16 protein-coding genes are annotated in these 16,361 nt (G+C 63.4%); 12 read left to right on the forward strand and 4 right to left on the reverse strand.

Going from position 1 to position 16,361, the window contains the following annotated elements:
- Positions 1-6: 6 nt before the first annotated feature.
- Complete coding sequence (gene ccsB / locus C7440_RS00220) at positions 7-1,359, forward strand: c-type cytochrome biogenesis protein CcsB (protein WP_017524035.1); 1,353 nt, start codon at positions 7-9, stop codon at positions 1,357-1,359.
- A 220-nt stretch (positions 1,360-1,579) separates the two neighbouring features.
- Entirely contained in the window at positions 1,580-2,755 is a 1,176-nt protein-coding gene (locus tag C7440_RS00225) for an ABC transporter substrate-binding protein (RefSeq protein ID WP_116517000.1), read from the forward strand.
- Positions 2,756-2,850: 95 nt separating this feature from the next.
- Here the strand turns inward: C7440_RS00225 and lysA are convergent, their stop codons facing one another.
- Both lysA and lptM read right to left on the reverse strand, forming a co-directional pair.
- Positions 2,851-4,125 carry a diaminopimelate decarboxylase gene (gene lysA, locus C7440_RS00230; RefSeq protein ID WP_116517001.1) on the reverse strand — a complete coding sequence of 425 codons (1,275 nt, stop codon included), beginning with the start codon at positions 4,123-4,125 and terminating at the stop codon, positions 2,851-2,853.
- A 162-nt stretch (positions 4,126-4,287) separates the two neighbouring features.
- Positions 4,288-4,536, reverse strand: a complete 249-nt coding sequence (lptM, locus tag C7440_RS00235; protein ID WP_116517002.1) for an LPS translocon maturation chaperone LptM — start codon at positions 4,534-4,536, stop codon at positions 4,288-4,290.
- Positions 4,537-4,564: 28 nt separating this feature from the next.
- Here lptM and cyaY point away from each other — a divergent pair, with 28 nt between their 5' ends.
- Complete coding sequence (cyaY, locus tag C7440_RS00240; protein ID WP_116517003.1) at positions 4,565-4,894, forward strand: iron donor protein CyaY; 330 nt, start codon at positions 4,565-4,567, stop codon at positions 4,892-4,894.
- Positions 4,895-4,965: 71 nt separating this feature from the next.
- Here cyaY and C7440_RS00245 read toward each other — a convergent pair whose 3' ends face one another.
- Positions 4,966-7,401 (reverse strand): penicillin-binding protein 1A, encoded by a 2,436-nt coding sequence (locus tag C7440_RS00245; protein ID WP_116517004.1) that lies wholly within the window; start codon positions 7,399-7,401, stop codon positions 4,966-4,968.
- A gap of 115 nt (positions 7,402-7,516) precedes the next feature.
- On the opposite strand from C7440_RS00245, the gene C7440_RS00250 reads away from it, so the two are divergent.
- The 3 genes from C7440_RS00250 to C7440_RS00260 are packed head-to-tail and all read left to right on the forward strand — an operon-like array spanning position 7,517 to position 10,343.
- Positions 7,517-8,125, forward strand: coding sequence for a shikimate kinase (locus C7440_RS00250; protein ID WP_026067859.1), 609 nt, complete (start codon positions 7,517-7,519; stop codon positions 8,123-8,125).
- Positions 8,122-9,201 (forward strand): 3-dehydroquinate synthase, encoded by a 1,080-nt coding sequence (gene aroB / locus C7440_RS00255; RefSeq protein WP_116517005.1) that lies wholly within the window; start codon positions 8,122-8,124, stop codon positions 9,199-9,201. Before C7440_RS00250 ends, aroB begins: the two co-directional genes overlap by 4 nt.
- Positions 9,202-9,218: 17 nt before the next feature.
- Positions 9,219-10,343: a deoxyguanosinetriphosphate triphosphohydrolase gene (locus tag C7440_RS00260; RefSeq protein WP_116517006.1), complete on the forward strand. Its 1,125-nt coding sequence runs from the start codon at positions 9,219-9,221 to the stop codon at positions 10,341-10,343.
- A 3-nt stretch (positions 10,344-10,346) separates the two neighbouring features.
- Here C7440_RS00260 and C7440_RS00265 read toward each other — a convergent pair whose 3' ends face one another.
- The gene (locus tag C7440_RS00265; RefSeq protein ID WP_243410790.1) at positions 10,347-11,591 is read right to left on the reverse strand and encodes a LysR family transcriptional regulator; all 1,245 of its coding nucleotides are present in this window, start codon (positions 11,589-11,591) and stop codon (positions 10,347-10,349) included.
- Positions 11,592-11,756: 165 nt separating this feature from the next.
- Here C7440_RS00265 and C7440_RS00270 point away from each other — a divergent pair, with 165 nt between their 5' ends.
- Genes C7440_RS00270 through C7440_RS00295 form a run of 6 tightly spaced genes read left to right on the forward strand, consistent with a single transcriptional unit; the run spans position 11,757 to position 16,313 of the window.
- Positions 11,757-12,317 (forward strand): 3-hydroxyanthranilate 3,4-dioxygenase, encoded by a 561-nt coding sequence (locus C7440_RS00270; protein ID WP_243410791.1) that lies wholly within the window; start codon positions 11,757-11,759, stop codon positions 12,315-12,317.
- Positions 12,318-12,320: 3 nt separating this feature from the next.
- A complete protein-coding gene (locus C7440_RS00275; RefSeq protein ID WP_116517008.1) occupies positions 12,321-12,950 on the forward strand; it encodes a cysteine hydrolase family protein in 630 nt (209 codons plus the stop codon).
- A gap of 46 nt (positions 12,951-12,996) precedes the next feature.
- On the forward strand, positions 12,997-13,857 hold the full coding sequence (locus tag C7440_RS00280; protein ID WP_017524047.1) for a branched-chain amino acid ABC transporter permease: 861 nt from the start codon (positions 12,997-12,999) through the stop codon (positions 13,855-13,857).
- Entirely contained in the window at positions 13,854-14,846 is a 993-nt protein-coding gene (locus C7440_RS00285; RefSeq protein ID WP_017524048.1) for a branched-chain amino acid ABC transporter permease, read from the forward strand. Before C7440_RS00280 ends, C7440_RS00285 begins: the two co-directional genes overlap by 4 nt.
- A complete protein-coding gene (locus C7440_RS00290) occupies positions 14,843-15,604 on the forward strand; it encodes an ABC transporter ATP-binding protein (protein WP_017524049.1) in 762 nt (253 codons plus the stop codon). Before C7440_RS00285 ends, C7440_RS00290 begins: the two co-directional genes overlap by 4 nt.
- Positions 15,597-16,313, forward strand: a complete 717-nt coding sequence (locus C7440_RS00295; protein ID WP_017524050.1) for an ABC transporter ATP-binding protein — start codon at positions 15,597-15,599, stop codon at positions 16,311-16,313. The genes C7440_RS00290 and C7440_RS00295 overlap by 8 nt, the downstream gene beginning before the upstream one ends.
- The last annotated feature ends 48 nt before the right edge of the window (positions 16,314-16,361 follow it).

The raw sequence follows: 16,361 nt of genomic DNA on the forward strand, positions 1-16,361 counted from the left end.
TTTTCCATGACCGAATCGACCTACAACCATCCTGTATGGCAGGACACCATGACCGCAAGCGGCGACGCGCGCGGCCAGCGCGGCAAGCCCAATTGGACTGACGCCGCGTTCTTCCTGCTGTTGGCGGCGGGGGCGGCCTACGCCCTGTACGCGTACAGCGGCAACATGGACTACTACGAGAAGATCATCCTGTGCGGGGCCGTGGTGGGCTTCTCGTGGATGGGCTGGCTGTGGCGCCCGCTGCGCGTGCTCATGGTGGCCAGCGGCGTGACGGCATTGCTCGCCATCTGGCTGTACAGCGGCGGAGGTGGCTTGTCGCAGGGCGACATCACACGTTCCGAAAGCATCTTCCTGCTCAAATACCTGTTTTCTTCCCAGTCGGCCATCTTGTGGATGTGTGCCCTGTTCTTCCTGGCCACCATCTGCTACTGGATAGGCTACGCCAGCAAGACCGCCGCCTGGCTGGGCACGGCCCTGACCTGGGGCGCGGTATATGCCGGCACCACCGGCTTGCTGGTGCGCTGGCGCGAGGGCCATCTGCTGGGCCCCGACATCGGCCACATTCCTGTCAGCAACCTGTACGAAGTGTTCGTGCTGTTCGCCCTGATCACTGCGCTGTTTTACCTGTACTACGAGCGCCGCTATGCCACGCGGGCGCTGGGCGGCTTCGTGCTGCTGGTGGTCAGTTCGTCGGTCATTTTCCTGTTGTGGTATTCGTTCACGCGCGAGGCCTTCCAGATACAGCCGCTGGTGCCGGCCCTGAAAAGCTGGTGGATGAAAATACACGTGCCGGCCAACTTTATCGGCTATGGCACGTTCTCGCTGGCGGCAATGGTGGGTTTTGCCTATCTCGTGAAAGAGCACGGACAGACCCGCTCTTGGGGCAAGCTGTTGCCCTTGTTCCTGCTGGGAGCCATATTGTGCGCCGAGCCCATGATGTTCGGCTCGCGCGAGCTGTCGCCCACCTGGATGCTTTACTTCGGCATCGGCGCCATTATCGTGGGCGCCATCCTGGCCATGCGCGGGCCCATCTCGCGCAAGCTGCCTTCGCTCGAAATCCTCGACGACATCATGTACCGCGCCATTGCGGTGGGTTTCGCCTTCTTTACGGTGGCCACCATATTGGGAGCGCTGTGGGCGGCCGACGCCTGGGGCACCTACTGGCAGTGGGATCCCAAGGAAACCTGGGCCCTGATCGTCTGGCTCAATTACGCTGCCTGGCTGCACATGCGGCTGATGAAGGGGCTGCGAGGAACCATGGCGGCCTACTGGGCGCTGGCGGGCCTGCTGATCACCAGCTTTGCCTTCCTGGGAGTCAATATGTTCCTGTCGGGCCTGCATTCCTACGGCGAGCTGTAGACGGGCGACCGGGGCCTTGGCCTGCCCGGCCAGGCCTTGTCATCCGGTCCGGGGCCGTCGGCGCAATGTCGAGCACGTCCGGGTATTCCGCGTAGCGGAAATGTGCGAAGGTTGGAACCGAAGAAGGCCTTTAGGCACGCCGAAGAAGCGTTTACCCGTATACGGGCAAGCGATGCACGTGGCTAGAATGACTCCATCATGCTCATATCACGGAGGGGTCATGTCACTGCACATCAAGAAATTAATCAGCGCATCGCTTGTTGCCCTGGGGGCGGCGGCCATAAGCGCGGCGGCGCAGGCTGAAATCAAGATCGGCCTGATCACCACGCTGTCGGGCGGCGGCGCGGCGCTGGGGCAGGACCAGCGCGACGGCTTCATGCTGGCGGTCGAGCAGAACGGCGGCAAGCTGGGCGGGCAAGACGTCACCGTCATCATTGAAGACGACCAGATGAAGCCCGAGCAGGGCGTGCAGATCGCGCGCAAAATGGTCAACAATGACAAGGTCGACTTCGTCACCGGCATCATTTTTTCCAACGTGATGATGGCGGCGCGTACGCCCATCCTCGATGCCAAGGTCTTTCTCATCGGCTCCAATGCCGGGCCGTCGCCCATGACCGGCGCCGAATGCTCGCCGTATTTCTTCTCCACCTCGTGGAACAACGACCAGTTGCACGAGGGCGCGGGCGAAATCGCCACCAAGCTGGGCTACAAGAACATGTATCTCATGGCGCCCAACTACCAGGCGGGCAAAGACGCCCTGGCCGGGTTCAAGCGCTTCTACAAGGGCGAGGTGCTGGACGAGGTCTATACCCAGATCGGCCAGCTGGACTACTCGGTCGAAATCGCCCAACTGCAGCAGGCCAAGCCCGACGCGGTGTATGTCATGTATCCGGGCAGCATGGGGGTGAACTTCGTCAAGCAATATCGCCAGGCGGGCCTGCTGGGCACGCTGCCGCTCATTTCCGCCGCCACGATAGACGGCTCCACCCTGCCGGCCCTGCAGGACCTGGCCCTGGGCGCCATCACCAACGCGCCATGGGCGGTCAACCTCGACAACCCCCAAAGCCAGCAGTTCGTGAAAGCCTTCCAGGCCAAGTACAACCGGGTTCCGTCGCAGTATGCCGCCCAGTCCTATGACGCTGCCAATCTGCTCGATTCGGCCATTCGCAAGGTCGACGGCAACATGAAAGACAAAGAAGCCCTACGCAAGGCGCTCGAGGCGGCCGATTTCAAGTCGATACGCGGCGACTTCAAGTACAACACCAACCACTTCCCCATTACCGACTGGTATCGGGTCGACGTCGTGAAGGATGAAAACGGCAAGGCGGCACTGCACGCGGTGGACGTGGTGCTGAAAGACCACAAAGACGCTTATTACGAGCAGTGCAAGATGTAGGGCCAAGAGCCTTTGCGCAGTAAAAGACGGCTCGGGGCTTGCGCCCGGAGCCGTCTATTTTAAGCCTGCTTTCGCGGGCCGGCCCGGCAACCGGGCTAGGGCAGCACCTTCTCGTCGGCGAACAGGCTTTCAAGGGTTTCGCGGGGCCGCACCACCTGATAGCTGCCTCCGTCGACCATGATCTCGGCCGGGCGGGGACGGGTGTTGTACTGGCTGGCCATGGTAAACGCGTAGGCGCCGGCCGACATGATCGCCAGCAGGTCGCCCTGCCGCAGGTCCAGTTGCCGGTCGCGCGCGAGCCAGTCTCCGCTTTCGCAGATGGGGCCTACCACGTCGTAGGTCTTGGCGTCGGCCGGGCGTTGCCCGGCGGGCTGGGCCACTTGCTCGACACTGTGCCAGGCATCGTACAAAGTGGGCCGCAGCAGGTCGTTCATGGCGGCATCGACAATGGCGAAATTCTTGGCTTCAGTATGCTTGAGGTATTGCACGCTGGTCAGCAGCACGCCGGAGTTGCCCACCAGCGAACGGCCGGGTTCCAGCACAATCTGCAAATGCTCCAGGCCTCGCGCCTGCAGGCGTTCGAACACATTGTCCAGCAGCATCTTGGGCGTCAGGGGCGTTTCGTCGGTGTAGCGGATGCCGATGCCGCCGCCCAGGTCGAGGTGCTTGATATGGATGCCGTCGCCGGCCAGGGCGCTGATCAGATCCAGCAGCTTTTCGAGGGCGTCCAGGTAGGGGTCGACCTCGGTGATCTGCGAGCCGATATGGCAGTCGACCCCCACCACGTTCAGGCTGCTCAGCTGCGCGGCGCGCTTGTACACTTCGGGCGCTGTTTCAATGGCGATGCCGAATTTGTTTTCCTTCAGGCCGGTGGAAATATACGGATGGGTGTGCGCGTCGACGTCGGGGTTGACGCGCAGCGACACGGGCGCCACCTTGCCCATCTGCGCGGCGACCTGCGCCAGGCGCTCCAGTTCGGCCTCAGATTCGACGTTGAAGCACTTGACGCCGGCCTGCAGCGCGGCCTGCATTTCCCATTCTTGCTTGCCCACGCCCGAGAACACCACTTTGCCGGGGTCGCCGCCCACGGCCAGCACCCGGGCCAGTTCGCCGCCCGAGACGATGTCGAAGCCCGAGCCCAGCTGGCGGAATTCGTTCAGCACGGCCAGGTTCGAGTTGGCCTTCATGCCGAAGCAGACGAGCACGTTGCGTCCTTCGGCTGCCGTGCTGTACGCCTGCCAGGCATCTTGCAGCGCCTTGCGTGAATACACGTACAAGGGGGTGCCGAATTCCTGGGCGAGCGCGGCAAGGGGAACGTCCTCGGCGTGCAGGACCTGGTTCTTGAAGGCGAAATGAGGGGCGACTGTCATGGAATCAAAATTTGAGTGCGCGGCTTCATGGTTCTGCGAAGCCGCTGCGCGTTATCGGGCCGGGCACACACCTTGTTGTGCACGCAGCCCAAAATAATACAACACCGGGAAACCCGGTCGGCGTCCATGAAGATGAAAACGCCGTTGGCCGCGGGCAGGCGCTTACTTGCCGGAGATGGGCAGCGTTTGCGCCGTGCCCTGGCTGGCGTCGGCGCTGTCGGCGCCTGCGGGCGCCGGCGAGGGCGCTGGCACGTCCGATTGCGGCGGGGCGGTCAGCGAATCTTCGGGCGGCGGCGGAGGCATGTAGAGCGGCCCCTTGTAGCCGCAGGCGGCCAGCAGGGGAAACACGGCCAGGCTGGCTACAATGCGATACTTGATTGAGGCGGGTGTCTTGGTTTGGGGCGCTTGCATGACGAACTCCAAAATTGGGTAGTGCGATATGAACGAAACAGAATTCCTCGCTAGAAGCGAAGCCATATTGGATGACCTGGAAAGCCAGTCGGATGACTGGATCTCATTGTATGACCTCGACATCGAGGCCAATCGCAGCGGAAATGTCCTGACCCTGGTGTTCGACGATGCCATCCACGTGGTGATCAACAGCCAGACCCCCATGCAGGAAATGTGGGTGGCCGCGCCCAGCGGCGGCTTTCATTATCGCTTCGACGGACAAAGATGGAACGACACGCGAGGCGGCCCCCACATGGCCGAGGCCTTGTCCCAGATCGTGTCCGAGGCCACCGGCCAGCCCATCAAGGTCGTTATATAGATTAGGGTTACAGGCCCTAGGGACCGGCCCGGACGGCATCTGCCTGGTTCGGGCCGGGTGCGGCATGCTGGCTAGAACTGCACCCGCTGCACCTGGGCGGCATCGTTGCCGCCAGTGGAGCTGAGCTGCTCGAGCAGCGTGCCGATGCCGTCGACCCCGCTGCCGTCGATGCCGCTTCCGTCGATGGACTGCAGTTCGTCGGGGGTGGGCAGCCCCACGCGGGCCACGGCTTGTCCCGGCGGGAACTCTGAGAAGTAATAGTCGCCGTCAATCTTGCTGAGCCCGCTGGGCGGGTCGCCCGCAGGCGTTTCGGGCACGCCTTTTAGCGCAACCTGCATGTAGTCGAGCCAGATGGGCATCGAGGCGCCGCCGCCGGTTTCGCGCGAGCCAAGTGAACGGGGCTGGTCGAAGCCCATCCAGGCCACGCCCACCAGCTTGGGCGTGAAGCCGGCGAACCAGGCATCGTGCGAGTCGTTGGTGGTGCCGGTCTTGCCGCCGATGTCGCTGCGCTTGAGCGCGCCGTGCACGCGTGCCGCCGTGCCGTAGGTGGCCACGCCGCGCATCATGTCGTTCATGACATAGGCTGTGCGGGGATCGATGGCGCGCGCGGCGGCATCGCCAGCGACGGTGGGCTTGGCCTGCATGATGACCTTGCCGCTGGAGTCGGTGACGTGGTCGATAAGGTAGGGCGGCACGCGATAGCCGCCGTTGGCAAAGACGGCGTAGCCGCCCGCCAGCTGCAGCGGCGTGACGTTGCCGGCTCCCAGCGCCAGGGGCAGCACCGCCGGGTTGCGCGAGCGGTCGAAGCCGAAGCGCGTGATGTAGTCTTGCACGTACTTGGGACCCACTGCCTGCATGATGCGGATGGAGACCATGTTCTTGGACTTGTACAGGGCCTGCCGCATTGTCAGCATGGGTTCGTAGGTGTTGCCGTAGTTCTTTGGGGTCCATGCCTTTGAGCCGGTTTGCGCGGCCGTGAGCATGAAGGGTTCGTCGGACACCTGGGTGGCGGGCGTAAGGCCCCGCTCGAGTGACGAAGCATAGATGAAGGGCTTGAAGGCCGAACCCGGCTGGCGCCAGGCCTGGGTCACGCGGTTGAACTGCTCTTCGAAATCGAAGCCCCCTACCAGGGACATGATGGCGCCGTCTTGGGGGCGAAGCGACACGAAGGCGGCCTGCACCGTAGGACGGTTGATGACTTCCCAGTGGTCGCCGTTCTTGTGCACGTAGACGACCGAGCCGCGTTCGATGCGGTATTGGTCTTTGGCATTCTTGCCCAGGCCGCGCGCGACGATCTTGAGGGCGTCCTTGTCGGTAACCTCGATGATCTGCTGCGAGCTGCGCGCCACCGTGACCTTTTCGGGGCTGGCCGACAGCACGACACCCATGAGCAGGTCGTCGCTGTCGGGGTACTTGTCTTGAAGATCGTCAAGCAGCGTGTCAAGGGCAACGCTGTCGCTTTCTATGCCTTCGGGAAGGCGAATGGTTTCTTCGGGGCCGGGGTAGACCGCGCGGCGCGTGTATTGCATGATGCCGTCGCGCACCGCCTCGTAGGCTGCCTGCTGGTCTTTGGAGTGTATGGTGGTATAGATGTTGAAGCCGCGCGAATAGACGTTGTCTTGGTACACGCTGTAAAGCAGCCGGCGGGCAAGTTCGGCGACGTACTCGCCATGGATGGCGTAGCCGCCTGCCGGCGTGCCGGGGGCGGACTTGAGCACGATGGGCTGGGCCTTGGCTTCTTTGTACTCGGCTTCGGTAAGGTAGCCCAGGCTGAGCATGCGGCCCAGCACATAGGCCTGGCGGGCCTTGGCGCGCGGCATGTTGGCGATGGGGTTGAAACGCGAGGGCGCCTTGGGGATGCCGGCCAGCATGGCGGCCTCGGCCGCGGTGATTTCATTGAGGGGCTTGCCGAAATAAGTGCGCGACGCTGCTGCGAACCCGTAGGCCCGATGGCCCAGGAAGATCTGGTTCATATACAGGTCGAGGATCTGGTCCTTGGTAAGGGTGGCCTCGATCTTGAAGGTAAGCAACAACTCGTAGAATTTTCGGGTGTAGGTTTTTTCGGACGACAGATAGAAATTGCGCGCCACCTGCATGGTGATGGTGCTGGCCCCCTGTGTCTTGGACATGTGGGTGATGTTGGCCACCATGGCGCGCGCCACGCCTGCCCAGTCGATGCCGCCGTGCTGATAAAAGCGGTCGTCTTCGGCTGCTAAAATGGCCGACTTCATGACGTCGGGAATTTCATCGAAGCGCAGCACATTGCGGCGTTCTTCGCCGAATTCGCCGATAAGTACCTTGTCGGCGGTGTATATGCGCAGCGGAACACGAGGCCGGTAGTCGACCATGGCCGTAAGGTCGGGCAGATTGGGCCAGGCCAGGGCCAGGGCCAGCGCGCCGAGCAGCGCCCCGCAAAGACCAAGGCCGGCCAGGAAGACGGCCGACTTGATCAGGAATCGCGGCAAGCGTGACCGTGTCTTGCCTTCAGAGGATTTAGTAGAACTCATTGATGGCGATTTTAAGCCCAGGCAAACCGCGCGGCACCAGGTGTGCGCGGACAATGTAACGGATTAATGCAAGGATAGTGGGCTAAAGAAGGATTGCAAGTGGGATAATACACAAATGAATGACTCTTTACGCGCGAATCCTGCCGTTGCGGTTGATGTTTCCTGCCATGGGCAGGCGCCGGACGCGCCCGCCGCAGGCGGAGGCAGGCCGATATTTCTCGTGGGCATGATGGGCGCGGGCAAAACCACCATCGGGCGCCACCTTGCCAAGGCCCTGAACCGCGAATTCGTGGATCTTGACCTGGCCCTTGAATCCCGCTGCGGCGTGCCGGTTGCAGTGATATTCGAAATCGAAGGCGAAGAAGGCTTCAGGCGGCGCGAAAGCCAACTGCTCGACCAGTATTCGCAGCAACAGGGCATTGTGCTGGCCACGGGCGGCGGGGCCGTGCTGGCCGAACAAAACCGGGGCATGCTCAAAGAGCGCGGTGTGGTCGTGTATCTGCGGGCCACAAGCGAAGAATTGTACCAGCGCGTCGCTCGCGACCGCCAGCGCCCACTGTTGCAAACAGACGACCCCCGCGCCAGGGTGGCCCAGCTTCTGGCCCAGCGCGAACCGCTGTACGAAGAAGTGGCCACCCTTGCCTTCGACACCGGCAGCACCCCCATTTCGCAGGCGGTGCAAGACCTGGTTGCGTTATTGGAACAACACGAGCACGCGCGATGAACACCGTACATGTTGAAACACCCGGAGGGGCGTACCCCATTCATATAGGCGCCGGCCGACTGGGCTTGCTGGCGCAAAGCATTCCGGCCGACGCCACCGCGGTGGCCCTGGTCACCAACCCCACCGTGGGCGGCCTTTATGCCGCTGGTGTCGAAAAGACGCTGGCCGAAGCCGGGCATCGCGTGCTGCGCATAGACTTGCCCGACGGCGAAGAGCATAAAGACTGGCAGACGCTGAACCTGATTTTTGACGCGTTGCTGCAAAATCGTTTCGACCGCAAGGCGGTGCTGGTCGCCCTGGGCGGCGGTGTCATAGGCGACATGGTCGGGTTTGCCGCCGCATGCTATATGCGCGGCGTTCGCTTCGTGCAGGTGCCCACCACGCTGCTGGCCCAGGTCGATTCTTCCGTGGGCGGCAAAACGGCCGTCAACCATCCGCTGGGCAAGAACATGATCGGCGCGTTCTACCAGCCCGATGCGGTTGAGATCGACGTCGACGTGCTCAAAACACTGCCGCAGCGCGAAATCGCGGCCGGGCTGGCCGAGGTCATCAAATACGGCATGATCATCGATGCCCCCTTCTTCGACTGGTGCGAGCAGAATGTCGATGCCTTGCGGGCGCTCGAGCACAACGCCATCACCTATGCCATCCGGCGCTCGTGCGAGCTCAAGGCCTACGTCGTTTCGCAAGACGAACGCGAATCCGGCCTGCGCGCCATATTGAACTTCGGCCATACCTTCGGCCATGCTATCGAGGCGGGCTTGGGCTATGGCCAATGGCTGCACGGCGAAGCGGTGGGTTGCGGCATGATCCAGGCCGCCGAGCTGTCGGCCGCCGTGCTGGGCCTGCCGCGCGGCAGCGTCGAGCGCATCCGCTCGTTGGTGCGGGCCATCGGCTGCCCCGACGCTCCCCCCGACCTGGGCGTCGAGCGCTGGCTCGACCTCATGCAGGTTGACAAAAAGACCGAAGGCGGGCAGTTGCGCTTCGTGCTGCTGCCCGAAATCGGGCGGGCCGTGTGCCAGCCGGCGCCCGACGAGGCGGTGCGAGAAGTATTGCAGCGCACCGTCTCCGCATAGGGCTCGGCGTGGCGGCGATGGCACTGGCCCCTTATGCATGCGATCCCGAACGCAGCCGGGGCCGCCTGCATGCCGAGGCGCCGCCGGTCAACCGCACGCAGTTCCAGCGCGACCGCGATCGCATCATCCATTGCAACGCCTTCCGCCTGCTCGAATACAAGACGCAGGTCTTCATCAACCACGAGGGCGACCTGTTTCGCACCCGCCTCACGCACAGCATCGAGGTGGCGCAGATTGCGCGAACCCTGGCGCGCAACCTGGGGCTGCACGAAGACCTGACCGAAGCGATTTCCCTGGCCCACGACCTGGGCCACACCCCCTTCGGCCATGCGGGCCAGGACGAACTGAACGCGTGCATGCGCGAGATGGCGCCGGCGGCGGGCGGCTTCGAGCACAATCTTCAAAGCCTGCGCGTCGTCGACGAGCTTGAAGAGCGCTACGCCGCCTTCAACGGCCTGAACCTGTGCTTCGAGACCCGCGAAGGCATACTCAAGCATTGCTCGGCCTCGCATGCGCGCGAACTGGGCGAGATCGGCCGCCGCTTCCTAGAGCGCAGCCAGCCCTCGCTCGAGGCGCAGATCGCCAACCTGGCCGACGAAATCGCCTACAACAACCACGATGTCGACGATGGCCTGCGCTCGGGCCTGATCCGCATCGAGCAGTTGATGCGCATCGAGATATTCGCGGTGCACCACGCCGCGGTAATGCGCAAGTATCCCAACCTCGAGCGCCAGCGCGCCATCTCGGAAACGATCAGGGCCATGATCAACACCCTGATCGTCGACCTGACCGAAACCACACGCGCCAATATCGAAAGCGCTCGCCCCGGCAGCGCCGACGAAGTGCGGGCGGCGGGTCCGCTGGCCGCGTTCTCGGAGCCCATGCGGGCCCAGACCGATGCGCTCAAGCGATTCCTGCTGGCCAACCTATATCGCCACAGCCGGGTAATGCGCATGACGACCAAGGCACGCCGCATCGTGCGTGACCTGTTCACCGCCTTCATCGACGACCCGCGCCTGCTCAAGGACGAGTACCGGCGCGACGGAGACGTCGAACAGGCCCGCGCCATCGCCGACTACATCGCCGGCATGACCGACCGCTACGCCATCCGCGAGCATCGCGAGCTGTTCCGGATGGACTGAAGCTTAGCTGTCGGGCGCCGCGCTAAGCGTCGACCCGGTGGGCATACCGCGCATCAGGCGTATTTCCTCTATAAGCAGCTGGGCGCCGGGCGAGGAATGTTCGGGTGTGCGCCGCAATATGCCCACCGAACGCCGCAACTCGGCCATTTCTATGGGCAGGCGCTGCAGGGCGCCGGTGCTGATCTCGTGGTGGAACAGGTGGGACGAGGCGGCCGTGACCATGTCGCTTTCAAGCAGCAGGCCCCTGATGACCGACAGGTCGGAGGACTCGACGGTGGCCGCGGGCACGGGCAGGTTCAGCGCGGCGAAGGCGGCGCCCAGCAATTGCCGGGGCGGCGTGCCGGCGCGCGGCAATACCCAGTCGGCCGACAGCGTGTCGGCCAGGCTCAGGCCGGGACGTTCACCCAGGGGGTGGCCGGCCCGGGCGATGACGCCCATGCGGTCGTTGAACAGGTTTTCTTGTATGAGATCGGGATACAGCTCGGTGGGGCTGAGCGCGCCCAGGATGAAGTCGATGTCGCCGCACCATAGCGCGTAGCTGAGCGTCTTGAGCGGGGCCTCGAGTGTGGTGAACTGAAGGCCCGGATGCTTGCGATGCAGCCGCGAGATGGCTGCCGGAAGAATGTAGGGCCGGCCGAAGGGCAGGGCGCCGACGATGACTTGCCCGCTGACCTGTCCATTCATGGCCGCCAGCTCGGCATTGGCCAGGCGCAGCTGGGACATTGCGCGCTTGAGGTGGTTGATGAGGGTTTCGCCCGCGGCGGTGGGCTGCCACAGGGTGCCCGAGCGATCGAAAAGCGCCAAGCCGATGCTGTCTTCCAGGTCGCGCACCGCCATGCTGACCGCAGGCTGCGAGATGTCGAGCTGCTGGGCGACGGCGCCCATATGCTTTTGCTCGGCCAGCGCCACCAGCGCGGCCAGGCGGCGCTCGTTGACCGCCAGGGCGAAGATGGGCGCGTTGCGCGGCTGCAGCCCCTGGGCCAAGTAAATGTCGTCGAGTTCGGCGCGCGCGGCCTCCATTTCCTGCAAGGCGAATTCCACGCGGCGATTCAGTATGCGTCCGGCCTCGGTCAGCAGCATGCCGCGCGCGGCGCGCTCGAACAGGACCTGGCTCAGGCCCTGTTCGAGCTGCTGGATGGAATGGGCCACCGCCGAATGAGCGCGCAACAGCTCCACGGCCGCCTTGTTCATGCTGCCCAGGCGCGCCACGGCGTGAAAAGCCTTCAGATGCTTGGTGTGCGGTGTCATAAAGCGTTTCGGCAACTTTAGAAGGTTTTTGCGCAACTGCGCCCCGGCCCCGCGTGACAGAATGTGTTCATGCGGCAAGTGTAAAGCTCAGAGGGCTTTCTTGCTGCCGGGCAGCCCCAAGGCTCGGCGCCCCCGGCAAGAACGGCCCCTTTTCAGGAGAACACCATGAGCACAGCCAGTGCATTGAACAAAATGATCGTGACCAGCGGCTTCGAGATGCCCAATCTCGATTTCGAGGCTGTCATGCAGCATCTTACCGAGACCGGCAAGCGCACCCACCAGCTGTGGCTGACGCCCGATTCGCTGGCATTCGTGGCGCGTGGACGTGAATACCGCAGTGAATTTCACCTGAACCCCAGCTACGAGATTCAGTATTCGCTTAAAGGCGACCTGAACCTGCATTACCGCACGCCCGAGGGCAAGGAAGAAATCGCCTATGTGCCCGAGGGCTCGGTGCTGTTCCAGCCGCCCCTGGTGCCGCATTCGCCCCGCTTCGCGCCCGATTCCTTCCAGTTCGTCATAGAGCGCGCCCGGCTGCCCGGCGAGATCGACCGCTTCCATTGGTACTGTCCCAACTGCGACCACTTCCTGCACGAAGAAAGCTATGTCGTCGCCCACTACACCAACGACCCGGTCGGACGCGCCTACGAGAACTTCTACAACTCAGAAGAATTTCGCACCTGCGACAAATGCGGCCACGTAATGCCCGCACCCGAGAGGCTGTAGGCCATGGCGGCATTGCTGGAAACCCTCGACGCTCAGCTTCGCCCCGAGCACACGGCGCTGCTGGTCATCGACATGCAGAACGATTTCTGCGCCGAGGGCGGTTACCTGCACAAGCAGCGCGACTACAAGGTGGGCTTTGCGGCCAAGGTGGCCGACAACATCGACCGCCTGATCGCGGCCGTGCGGCCGCTGGGCGTAAGCGTGGTCTGGATACGCTCCATCTACGATTTCAAGTACCTGACCGACGCCTACAGGGTCAAGCGCCGCGAAGAAGGCTGCTGCCTTGAAAATACCTGGGGCGCCGACTTCTTCTGTCTTGCGCCAGCCCAGGGCGACGCGGTGGTGGACAAGCACAGCTTCAGCGGCTTTTACCGCACCAGGCTGCACGAGGTCCTGCAAGAAAAAGATATCAAGACCCTGGTCGTCACGGGCGTGGCAACCAATGTATGCGTCGACTCGACGCTGCGCGAAGGTTTTTTCCTGGGATACAACATTGTGGTGGCCGAAGACTGCGTCGGCAGCAACAGCCAGGCGGGACACGAGGGCACGCTGGCCACGGTGCGCAACAACATCGGCACGGTCAGCCAGTCGGCCGAGATCGTGCGCGTGCTGGGCGGCAGGCTGGTCGAATAAGCGCCGGGTCCATCACAGAATAAGAACATAACAAAAGGAGGAGGCCTTGGATATTATCTTGGGCGTGCTTTTCAACGGCCTGTCGTCGGCAATGATCCTGTATGTCATTGCCATCGGCATGTCGCTGACCATGGGCATGATGCGATTCGTCAACCTGGCGCATGGATCGTTCGCCATGGCGGGCGGCTACGGGCTGGTGTTTTTCGGCGAGCAGCTGGGCTTGCCGTTCTGGCTGTCCATCGCCTTGTCCACCTTGCTGGTCACGCTGGCCAGCGCCGTGCTGGAAAGGCTTTTGTATCGGCGCCTTTACGGAGCCAGCGAGCTCGAGCAGGTGCTGTTCAGCATCGGCCTCATCTTCGTGGCGTCGGCGGTGGCGCGCTACCTGTTCGGCCCCTCGACACAGAACGTGACGGTGCCCGATGCGCTCAGCGCGCAGATATCGCTGGGCAGCTTCTCGGCATCCAGCTATCGAAGCATGCTGATCATCGCGGGCTTCGTACTTTTTGGCAGCATGACGCTGCTGCTTGAAAAAACCTCTTTGGGCGCCAAGCTGCGTGCCGCGGTAGACAACCGCCGCATGGCCGAGTCGATAGGCATCCGCTCTGAGCAATTATTCATCCTGACCTTCTGCCTGGGCAGCGCCCTGGCCGCCTTCGGCGGAGCGCTGGGCGCCGAGGTCCTGCCCATTCGCCCCTCGTATGCCTTCGACCAGCTCAACTACGTGTTGATCGTGGTCGCGGTGGGCGGCCTGGGCACGCTCTACGGGCCCTTCGTGGCGGCCCTGATCCTGGGTATTACCGATACCGCATGCAAGTACTGGCTTCCCGAACTGGGGGCGTTCTTCATCTTCGCCGCCATGGTCGTGCTGTTGCTGTGGCGTCCCAACGGAGTCTTTTCGCGCACATGAAAGCCCATACGTCTGTTCCGCCCGAGGCGGCGGCCGAATTGCTTCGACGCCATCGCTTCCGTCCCATCGAAGCGCTGCCCTGGATCGTTATCGCCCTGGTGTATTTCCTGCTGCCCAAGAGCCTGGCCCTGGGCACCCAGATATTGATCATGGTGATGTTCGCGCTGTCGCTCGATCTTTTGCAAGGCTACGCGGGCATCACTTCGCTGGGGCATGCGGTGTTCTTCGGCACCGGGGCCTATGCGGCCGGCATACTTACCATTCACGGGGTGGGCGAGCCACTGGTCGGCCTGCTGTTTTCCCTGGTGCTGTGCGGCGCGCTGGGCCTGCTCAGTGGCGCCATCATCCTGCGCACGCACGGCTTGGCCCTGCTCATGCTCACATTGGGCATCTTGCTGATGGGGGCCGAGTTTGCCAACCGGGCGGCCTGGCTCACGGGCGGAGCCGACGGCCTGCAGGGCATGGTGGTCGGCCCCATCATGGGCCTCATCGAATTCGACTTCCGTTCAAGGGTGGCCTATGTATACGCCCTGGCCGTGCTGCTGGTCGTCTTCGTTCTTGTGCGCTACATGGTGTATTCGCCCTATGGGCGTTCATTGTTCGGCATGCAGCAGAACATCAATCGCATGTCGTCGATCGGCGCGCCGGTGCGGTCGCGCCTGGTGGTGGCCTATGGCGTATCGGCGGCCATCGCCGGCGTGGCGGGCGCGGTCAATGCGCAGGTCAATGCCTTCGTGGGCCCCAACGTGCTTACGCTCGAGCTTTCCGCCGGGGTGCTGACCATGCTGATCTTCGGTGGTGTAGGGCGTCTGTACGGCGCATTCGTCGGCGCGGCCTTCTACATGATCATGCATGATTACCTGGCGCGGGTCGACCCCACCTATTGGTATCTGTGGCTGGGCGTGTTGCTGATCGCCGTCGTCATGTACAGCAAGGGGGGCATCCTTGGGCTGGCCGACAAGCTGCTTGCATGGGGGGCTCGCAAATGAGCGAAGTGGTACTAGAAACGCGCGACCTCAATCGCAGCTTCGGCGCGCTGGTCGTTACCGACAAGGTGAACTTCACGCTTCGCGCGGGCGCCCGGCATGCGCTGATCGGGCCCAACGGCGCCGGCAAGACGACTTTCGTCAATCTGCTGACCGGCAAGCTGGCGCCCTCGTCGGGCCAGGTGCTGATGTTCGGCGAGGACATCACCGGCCTTTCCGAATACCAGCGGGTCAAGAAAGGCATGGCGCGCACCTTCCAGATCAATGCGCTCTTCATGGACATGACCGTGCTCGAGAACGTGGCGCTGGCGGTCAGCGAGCACCAGGGCACGGCATGGAAGCTGTTCAAGCCGCTGGGCAAGATGGACAGTGTCATCGAGGCGGCCTACGCGCAACTGTGCATGCTGGGCATCGAGGCCTACGCCGCGCGCGCCGTGCGCGAGCTCAGCTACGGGCTGCAGCGGCTGGTCGAGATCGCCATTGCGCTCAGCCTGAATCCGCGCATTCTGCTGCTGGACGAGCCCGCCGCCGGCGTGCCGGCCAGCGAGAGCGGCATCATTCTTTCCGCGCTCGACCGGCTAGACCCCAGCATCGCTATCATGATCATCGAGCACGACATGGCGCTGGTGTTTCGCTTCGCCGACGAGATCACCGTTCTTGAACGGGGCCGGGTGGTGGCCCATGGCACGCCCCAAGAGATTTCCACCAACGAACACGTGCGATCCATCTATTTCGGTGAAAGGCAGGTGGCCCATGGCTAACGATCTCGTATTCGACCACGTTACGGCGGGTTACGGACCCACCGTCGTCCTGGACGACCTGTCGCTGGGCGTCGGCGCCGGAGAGTGCCTGGCGCTGCTGGGGCGCAACGGCGTGGGCAAGACCACGCTGCTGCTGACCGCCATGGGCCATACCGTTTGTTCGGGCGGCTCGGTCAGGCTCGGCGGGGTCGACATCACGCGCTGGCCCATCTGGAAGCGTTCGCGCTTCGGTGTGGGCCTGGTGCCGCAAGAACGTGAGATCTTCCCCTCTTTGTCGGTTGAAGAGAATCTTCAGGTTGCGGCGCGCAGCGGCGGGTTCACCGTGGAGCAGACCTACGACCTGTTTCCGCGGCTTGCCGAGCGGCGGCGCAACAAGGGCAACCAGCTTTCGGGCGGCGAGCAGCAGATGCTGTCCATCGGGCGGGCCATGATGGGCGGTCCCAAGCTGCTGCTGCTCGACGAACCGATGGAGGGCTTGGCCCCTGTCATCGTCGACATCGTCATCGCGGCGCTGCATCGCATCCGTCAAGAGCAGAACATCACCATGATCCTCGTCGAGCAGCAGGCCCGGCTGGCGCTCGAGTTCGCGCCGCGCGCCGTGGTGCTGGTGCGGGGCCGCATTGCCTACGACGGGTCAAGCGCCGCTCTGCTCGATGACCAGGAACGCCTCGATTCGCTGATCGGGGTGCGCAGCGAGGCCGCGGCGTAGCCGGCCTCGGCGCAGATTTGAACTGGGCGCACACCCGGTAGCCGCGGA

Origin of the sequence: Pusillimonas noertemannii (assembly GCF_003096595.1) — a bacterium.
Classification (GTDB): Bacteria; Pseudomonadota; Gammaproteobacteria; order Burkholderiales; family Burkholderiaceae_B; genus Pusillimonas; species Pusillimonas noertemannii.

Excerpts from the sequence above, each read along its gene's own strand:
- ccsB (WP_017524035.1), top strand. The coding sequence starts at position 7 with ATGACCGAATCGACCTACAACCATCCTGTATGGCAGGACACCATGACC.
- C7440_RS00225 (WP_116517000.1), top strand. The coding sequence starts at position 1,580 with ATGTCACTGCACATCAAGAAATTAATCAGCGCATCGCTTGTTGCCCTG.
- lysA (WP_116517001.1), bottom strand. The coding sequence starts at position 4,125 with ATGACAGTCGCCCCTCATTTCGCCTTCAAGAACCAGGTCCTGCACGCC.
- lptM (WP_116517002.1), bottom strand. The coding sequence starts at position 4,536 with ATGCAAGCGCCCCAAACCAAGACACCCGCCTCAATCAAGTATCGCATT.
- cyaY (WP_116517003.1), top strand. The coding sequence starts at position 4,565 with ATGAACGAAACAGAATTCCTCGCTAGAAGCGAAGCCATATTGGATGAC.
- C7440_RS00245 (WP_116517004.1), bottom strand. The coding sequence starts at position 7,401 with ATGAGTTCTACTAAATCCTCTGAAGGCAAGACACGGTCACGCTTGCCG.
- C7440_RS00250 (WP_026067859.1), top strand. The coding sequence starts at position 7,517 with ATGAATGACTCTTTACGCGCGAATCCTGCCGTTGCGGTTGATGTTTCC.
- aroB (WP_116517005.1), top strand. The coding sequence starts at position 8,122 with ATGAACACCGTACATGTTGAAACACCCGGAGGGGCGTACCCCATTCAT.
- C7440_RS00260 (WP_116517006.1), top strand. The coding sequence starts at position 9,219 with ATGGCACTGGCCCCTTATGCATGCGATCCCGAACGCAGCCGGGGCCGC.
- C7440_RS00265 (WP_243410790.1), bottom strand. The coding sequence starts at position 11,591 with ATGACACCGCACACCAAGCATCTGAAGGCTTTTCACGCCGTGGCGCGC.
- C7440_RS00270 (WP_243410791.1), top strand. The coding sequence starts at position 11,757 with ATGAGCACAGCCAGTGCATTGAACAAAATGATCGTGACCAGCGGCTTC.
- C7440_RS00275 (WP_116517008.1), top strand. The coding sequence starts at position 12,321 with ATGGCGGCATTGCTGGAAACCCTCGACGCTCAGCTTCGCCCCGAGCAC.
- C7440_RS00285 (WP_017524048.1), top strand. The coding sequence starts at position 13,854 with ATGAAAGCCCATACGTCTGTTCCGCCCGAGGCGGCGGCCGAATTGCTT.
- C7440_RS00290 (WP_017524049.1), top strand. The coding sequence starts at position 14,843 with ATGAGCGAAGTGGTACTAGAAACGCGCGACCTCAATCGCAGCTTCGGC.
- C7440_RS00295 (WP_017524050.1), top strand. The coding sequence starts at position 15,597 with ATGGCTAACGATCTCGTATTCGACCACGTTACGGCGGGTTACGGACCC.